Genomic DNA, 6191 nt, shown 5'->3' with positions numbered 1-6191 from the left:
GTCTAAGACTGACTACCATCGCCCTGAGCGCGAGAACCCCAAGCCATTTCCCCAAAAATCGGCTGATTTTGACTGCAAGTTGACTGCAAAACTAATTAGAACGTATGTTCTTTATGGACGTGTTTTAAACAATTAGCCCCCACATGTGGGGGCTATGGAGCGGCTTACCGCCATCTCTAGGTGATCGACCAGGGACTTGAACCCTGAACCCACTGATTAAGAGTCAGTTGCTCTGCCATTGAGCTAGTCGACCGTAGCGGACGGATATTATACCGCAAAGGGCGGCGGTGTCAAACCTGTTTTTTTAGCAGTTTGCATTATTGAGAATGGTGTCCGGCGATTCCGGTAGTCGATTGCCATCTCGTCCGTAATGGTTGCACATCAAGATTAATGTGGGAACGGGTGAGAACGGATCGAAAAAAGCGCTGTCCAAGCGGGGACGTAACACGATATCGGATTTTCCAGCAGGGATTCCCATTCCAGCGAAGATACTGGAACCGTCGGCGCGCTCGCCGGCTAACAGAACGTCTCGCAAATGGCGAGCGTCGCGAGGGGCAAAGTCGAGTGTTTTCAGCCAGCCATCGCTGCCGATGTGCATGAGACTGATGATGCGAACTTTTTCTTCCCGCACCAATGCAGTAAGATCGTCCACCGTCCATTGGGCGCGGGGTTTCGCGATTTTGTCGGTGATGCGGATTGCCGGTGCAAGGTGCAGCGGTGCATTTGGCATCGTTGCATAGTTGGCAACGTGAATCGGATAGCGAGTTTCCATGGATTTCCCGGTAAATGAGCAGAGCGAGACTTGAAGTTTCAGGCAGATTTCAGGCTGCTTCGTTTCATCGAAGCTACAGCGTTACAATATACTCCTTTCAGCTCGGATTAGACAACTATTTTTGAATCCGGGTTTGCATACCCAATATGTTACTCGTTATATTGAAAAGCTGTTAGAAACGCTCTTTTGGATATTGTAACTTGATTTTTGCCCTAAGAGCGTAATCAGGTATTATCCCACCAACCTCACTGCGAAGGAATCTGTTTGCGATGTGCGACAAACAACCGCGCATCACGCCCATTCTGTGCGTACCCGGCGGTACCAGTCCAGATCGCGGTTCCTTCCCACCGAAACCAGCAAATGGAGAATGAATCATGAGTAAGTTATTCGACAAACTCGGAACACAGTTACCAGTACTCCGCGCCGAAATGAAGGAATTCATGGGAAAGTACGGTAATGCGAAAGTCGACGAAGTCAAAGCCGAACAAATCGTCGGCGGTATGCGCGGCATTAAGTCGCTGCTTTGCGATACCTCGGAAGTTGATCCGAATTACGGTTTGATCATCCGTGGCATCAAGTTAGAAGAATTAGGCGACAAACTTCCCGAAGAAATTTTCTGGTTAATGCTTACCGGCGAATTCCCGAATGCCGAAGAATTGGCCGATCTGCAAGCCGACATCAAAGCCCGCGCCAAGGTTCCGGCATACGTTTGGAAAATCCTCGACCAGTTTGAAGAAAAAGACGAACATCACCCAATGGCGATGCTTGACGTTGCAATCCTCGCGATGGAGAAGGAAAGCAAGTACCGCGCTGCATACGACCGTGGTGTGAAAAAAGACGAGTACTGGAAGTACATGTTGGAAGACGTGCTCGACATCGTCGCGACTGTCGGCGAAATCTCGGCATGGATTTATCGCAAGCGTTACGGCAAGGGCTCGAAGATCGACCCGAATCCGAAACTCGACTGGGCAGCCGACTACGCGCACATGATGGGCTTTAACAGCGCCGATTTCGACAAGCTCATGCGATTATATATGGTTCTCCATTGCGATCATGAGAGCGGCAACGTGTCGGCACACACCAGCCACCTCGTCGCAAGCGCTTTGTCCGATCCGTACTACGCCATCAGCGCCGGCTTAAACGGTCTCGCCGGTCCGTTACACGGTCTTGCCAACCAAGAATGCCTCGCGTGGGTATTGAGCATCAATGAGAAATTCGGCGGCTCCCCGTCGAAGGAAGTCTTGCACAAGGAAGCGACCGAAACGTTATCGAGCGGTCGCGTTATCCCCGGCTACGGCCATGCTGTATTGCGCGTCGTCGACCCGCGTTTCAAGATGTTCAAGGAATTCGGTCACAAGTATTGTCCGGAAGATCCGGTATTCAAGACCGTCGCACTGACGTTTGATACCGTCCCCGACATTCTCAAGACCATTCAAAAGATCAAGGATCCGTGGCCGAACGTAGACGCCGCCTCCGGTTCGCTGCTGTACCATTACGGTCTCCGCGAATTCCAGTACTACACCGTTCTATTCTCGGTGTCCCGCGTATTGGGTATGGGCGCGCAGATGGTGCTCGCCCGCGGTATGGGTTCCCCAATCGAACGTCCGAAGTCGGTCACAACCAAGTGGCTGATGGGCGCCGCCAAGAAGGCAATGGAAGGCTAAGCATTCGATTCATCGGAATGGAATGATTTCTGTGAAACGCCGGGTCGTAAGGTCCGGCGTTTTTCTTAATTCACATTCAGCACAGATCTTTCCATATTCCGCAACTTGCAGGTTTGTATAACAAACCGCAATTTTGTATTCTTTGCCGATGCGATACACTGATCGAATTTTGCTTATACTTTGCACGATCCTGCTTGGATTGGTGGCGCACAGTCATGCCCGCCTCTTACCATACTTCACGATTCCCGATCAAAACCGGAATTATAACGCTGTCGGAAAGCAAATCTATGCGATTACTTGGCAGGGTTTGCATTATACAAAGCCGTACATCGTTGAACGCGAACTATCGTTTGTGCAGGCAGGGAGCCGGCTCGATTCGACAAGTCTACAAAACATGAAAGAGCGATTACAGGGATTGGATATTTTCGCATCAGTCGAGGCGGTTACCGAAATCGACAACGATAAAGTAGCAATCCGTTGGGAAGTGAAAGAACTGCCGCCGGTGCTGGTGTATCCGGCAGTGGGAACCGATTCCCGGGGGAATGCGCAATATGGCGGCGGGATATTCTCACTAAATCTGGGCGGACGCGACATCGAAGCGATTGGTACCGCTATGTTCGGAAAAACGAAGAATTACGATTTCGTGATTCGCTCTCCGTGGATCGGTTGGAATCATTTTTCCAGCGAGTTTTCCTCTTCGTTTAGCGAACGCGATAATCCCCTCGAGCAATTCTACGAAAAGACTTGGTCGCATTCGTTGTGGTTTGGTTCGTGGATCGGGGAAGTCGGCCGAGTGGGTGTTGGAGCGGGTTGGTTTGAGATGGATGCCGACAGTGTTCGTAGTACTATATCGCATACCGGTTACGATAAACAGCAGTGGTTCGGGGCACGGGCAGCTATCGACCGTCGAGACCGTACAACCCGAACGATGGCGGGTTGGTGGGGCGAAACAGAGTTCCGAAATTACATAGGCGACGGCGAGTTTGCCGAAGGGTTACTCGATGCTCGTTGGTGGGTTCCAATCTTGGGGAATGTGTATTTCTATCAGTCCGATTGGATGCGAGTCCGGAATCGAACTCCGGAAACTGGCTTACCGCGCTATTACCTGCTCCACGTCGGTGGGACTAATTCAGTGCGGGGTTACTCGAACTCTGATTTATCAACCGGAAGCTACGGCTCGAACGAGTATATCGTAACCTCGGAAATCCGGTGGCGGGTTCTCCCGAAAGTTGTGGGACATGGGCTCGGGATGGCAATCCCATTCGGCGTCGAACTTGCTGGATTCACCGATATCGGGGCTGCTTGGACGAAACGGATTACCGAAACAAGACGTTCGATTGGCGGTGGTTTTGGACTACGATTTTTAGTTCCCTCTTTTCAGGAAGTGCGATTTGATTTTGGAATCGGAGAAGGCGGGAACCACGAGGTCGCCTTTGGCTTGAATACGAAAATGTACTGGCAGAGCCTGCGAGTCCGGTAAGTAGCATTTCCCCAATAGAACCGTTATTTTTACGGTTGCGATAACAGATGTAGATACTGTTAGATTTTGTTAGAAATCATACTGCGCCCATAGCTCAATCGGATAGAGCACAAGCCTTCTAAGCTTGGGGTTACAGGTTCGAGTCCTGTTGGGCGCGCGGGTTTCAGGGTTCACGACCTGAATTTGCTAATGACATTGCTAATGGTAGAAGGTTCAAAGTAATTCTGAAAGCAGGTATGTGTTACTTCGATGAAGTAACTATTGAGGACGTGGATTAATCGTTGGTAAAGGATACCTAAAGCAATGCATCCGAAAGTCAGGTTTTCGTGTCTACCCAGTTAGCCAGGTAGACACGAGAATCTGATAAAACGCATGAAACAGAGATTTATCACAAGTCACCGCATTCCGATTCGGTTCGATCCTATCGACTCTTAGCAATGGTGACTTAGGTGTACCTACCCTCTACTCTCCTCTACGCTCGAAGTGCAACCAAATTGATGGTCTACTTCATGAACACCATCTTCTTTGTCGTCGAAAACCCTTTGGTCGATAGAGAATAATAATAAGTTCCCGAAGGGAGGTTTTCGGCGTTGAATGTAATCTTATAAGTATTGGGTGACTGATACCCATTCACGAGTGTCTTCAACTCACGTCCCATTGCATCGAACACGGTTAAATGAACATTCCCTGCCTGTGAAATCCCATAGGTTATTTGAGTACTAGGGTTGAAGGGATTCGGGAAATTCTGCGACAGTGTATACTTGATAGGAATGACCCCTAATGCATTTTCACTCGGTGTAGCCATGACAACAAAGGGATGAATTGTTTCAACCCCGTTCATCGAAACGTCCGCAATGCGGTAATAGTAGGTCTGCCCGTTCAATACACGATTGTCGGTATAGTTGTATTCTCTTCCAGTGGCACTGTTCTGCAGTCCATCGAGTTGAGCCAACAATTCACCTCGTTGACTTTCCATCGTTGAACGATAGAGATTGAAATGCGCATTATCGGTTTCCGACTCGGTATTCCAATGCAAGAATACTTGCTTGTCAGCCCCAACGGCATTAAATGACGTCATTTCTACCGGTAGTACCGCACCATCGTTGATTTCAAGCTCCACACTATTGAGAGTAACCGACCCCATAGCCCAGTATTCGATGGAGACTCCCCAATCGCCGCCTGACATCAATCCATTCATCATACTCAATTCACCAAAACCGGTGTTGTAAAAACCAAGATATGGTGCAGTCCCACTGTAAATGGAAACTGGTGCGGATTCATCAAATACAGTATTGCTAAAGTCCTGGCCACTTAAAGAACCATTCCGCCAATGGGCTAAATTCGCTCGTGCGAAACCGCCGGGATCGGTTATGAACGTACCAAACCGACTATTGTCAGGACAAGACACATTTATTCTCACCCGAACATTCGTGATTAGTACATTTTGTGGGACATTAATCTGAATTCCAGTATAACCACCCATAAAAGGATCTCCATTCAACACGACTGGCGGTCCATAGTATCCGGAAGTGGCAACAAAGGGTGATTGTCCTAAAGCACTTGTTGACAATAATACTGTTAGTCCAAAGACTACCAGAATAGCGCTTGCGTAATTTTTCACAATAACTCCTATGGTTGTTCGTTTTTCACAGTCTGTGGTGAAGCGTTGTAATGAGAAACCTACGGTAACAAGTAGGTTATTGACAATATACGTGTTTAGGAAAACATTCTCAATGGATAAACTCAATACTTGGTGTATTTAAAACATTTCTCGCACAAATAATTTCACTCGTTGTTGGTGAGGTGGGCAAGAAACCGTCCTAGAATTTGATCAGGCCACCGAAATGCACTTCTTCTGACAGACTGAGGTTTCGGCAATACCGCTTAAACAGGTGTGGCATTATCGACTCACGACAAACTTCATACCGTTTCGACTGGAGATTGAGTTGCCTGACCGTGGCAACGACGGTAACAACTCGACACAATCATCAGAACGAGGGATGCAACATACTTTGCCGGCTTTCGATTCATGGATAGTCAGTAGACAACGATCTGCATTATAACCGTCCAAAAGGAGTCTACAAATCTCATTTCTCCTCATTCCGGTATGGACAGTCAGCAGCACCATTAACCGCTATCACGATTCCTAAATCGTTCCCAATAATAAGGCAACTTCTGATTCCGACAACGAAGACAGAGCCAGAACGAATGAATACGAGTAGATTGGCAAGTCACGTTTTCCATCTGGAGTTACTTTGTGTCTAACTCGCTTAGA

Annotated in this window: 4 protein-coding genes and 2 tRNA genes; 3 read left to right on the top strand and 3 right to left on the bottom strand. The window is 48.4% G+C overall.

Features of this window, described 5'->3' with window-relative positions:
* Positions 1–181: 181 nt before the first annotated feature.
* A tRNA-Lys gene (locus OEM52_13220) sits at positions 182–253 on the bottom strand.
* 51 nt (positions 254–304) lie between these two features.
* A complete protein-coding gene (locus tag OEM52_13215; protein MDK9701096.1) occupies positions 305–772 on the bottom strand; it encodes a glutamine synthetase beta-grasp domain-containing protein in 468 nt (155 codons plus the stop codon).
* Positions 773–1146: 374 nt separating this feature from the next.
* On the opposite strand from OEM52_13215, the gene OEM52_13210 reads away from it, so the two are divergent.
* From OEM52_13210 to OEM52_13200, 3 genes are all read left to right on the top strand, one after another.
* On the top strand, positions 1147–2436 hold the full coding sequence (locus tag OEM52_13210) for a citrate (Si)-synthase (protein MDK9701095.1): 1290 nt from the start codon (positions 1147–1149) through the stop codon (positions 2434–2436).
* Positions 2437–2584: 148 nt separating this feature from the next.
* Positions 2585–3916: a BamA/TamA family outer membrane protein gene (locus tag OEM52_13205; GenBank protein ID MDK9701094.1), complete on the top strand. Its 1332-nt coding sequence runs from the start codon at positions 2585–2587 to the stop codon at positions 3914–3916.
* A gap of 83 nt (positions 3917–3999) precedes the next feature.
* Positions 4000–4073 (top strand) — tRNA-Arg (locus tag OEM52_13200).
* A 345-nt stretch (positions 4074–4418) separates the two neighbouring features.
* Here OEM52_13200 and OEM52_13195 read toward each other — a convergent pair.
* Positions 4419–5537, bottom strand: a complete 1119-nt coding sequence (locus OEM52_13195) for a T9SS type A sorting domain-containing protein (protein ID MDK9701093.1) — start codon at positions 5535–5537, stop codon at positions 4419–4421.
* Positions 5538–6191: the final 654 nt, after the last annotated feature.

Source organism: bacterium, assembly GCA_030247525.1.
GTDB lineage: Bacteria > Electryoneota > JAOADG01 > JAOADG01 > JAOADG01 > JAOTSC01.
This window is presented reverse-complemented; position numbering and strand designations above follow the sequence as displayed.

Coding starts and splice junctions, on each gene's coding strand:
- OEM52_13215 (MDK9701096.1), bottom strand. CDS start 772: ATGGAAACTCGCTATCCGATTCACGTTGCCAACTATGCAACGATGCCA.
- OEM52_13210 (MDK9701095.1), top strand. CDS start 1,147: ATGAGTAAGTTATTCGACAAACTCGGAACACAGTTACCAGTACTCCGC.
- OEM52_13205 (MDK9701094.1), top strand. CDS start 2,585: ATGCGATACACTGATCGAATTTTGCTTATACTTTGCACGATCCTGCTT.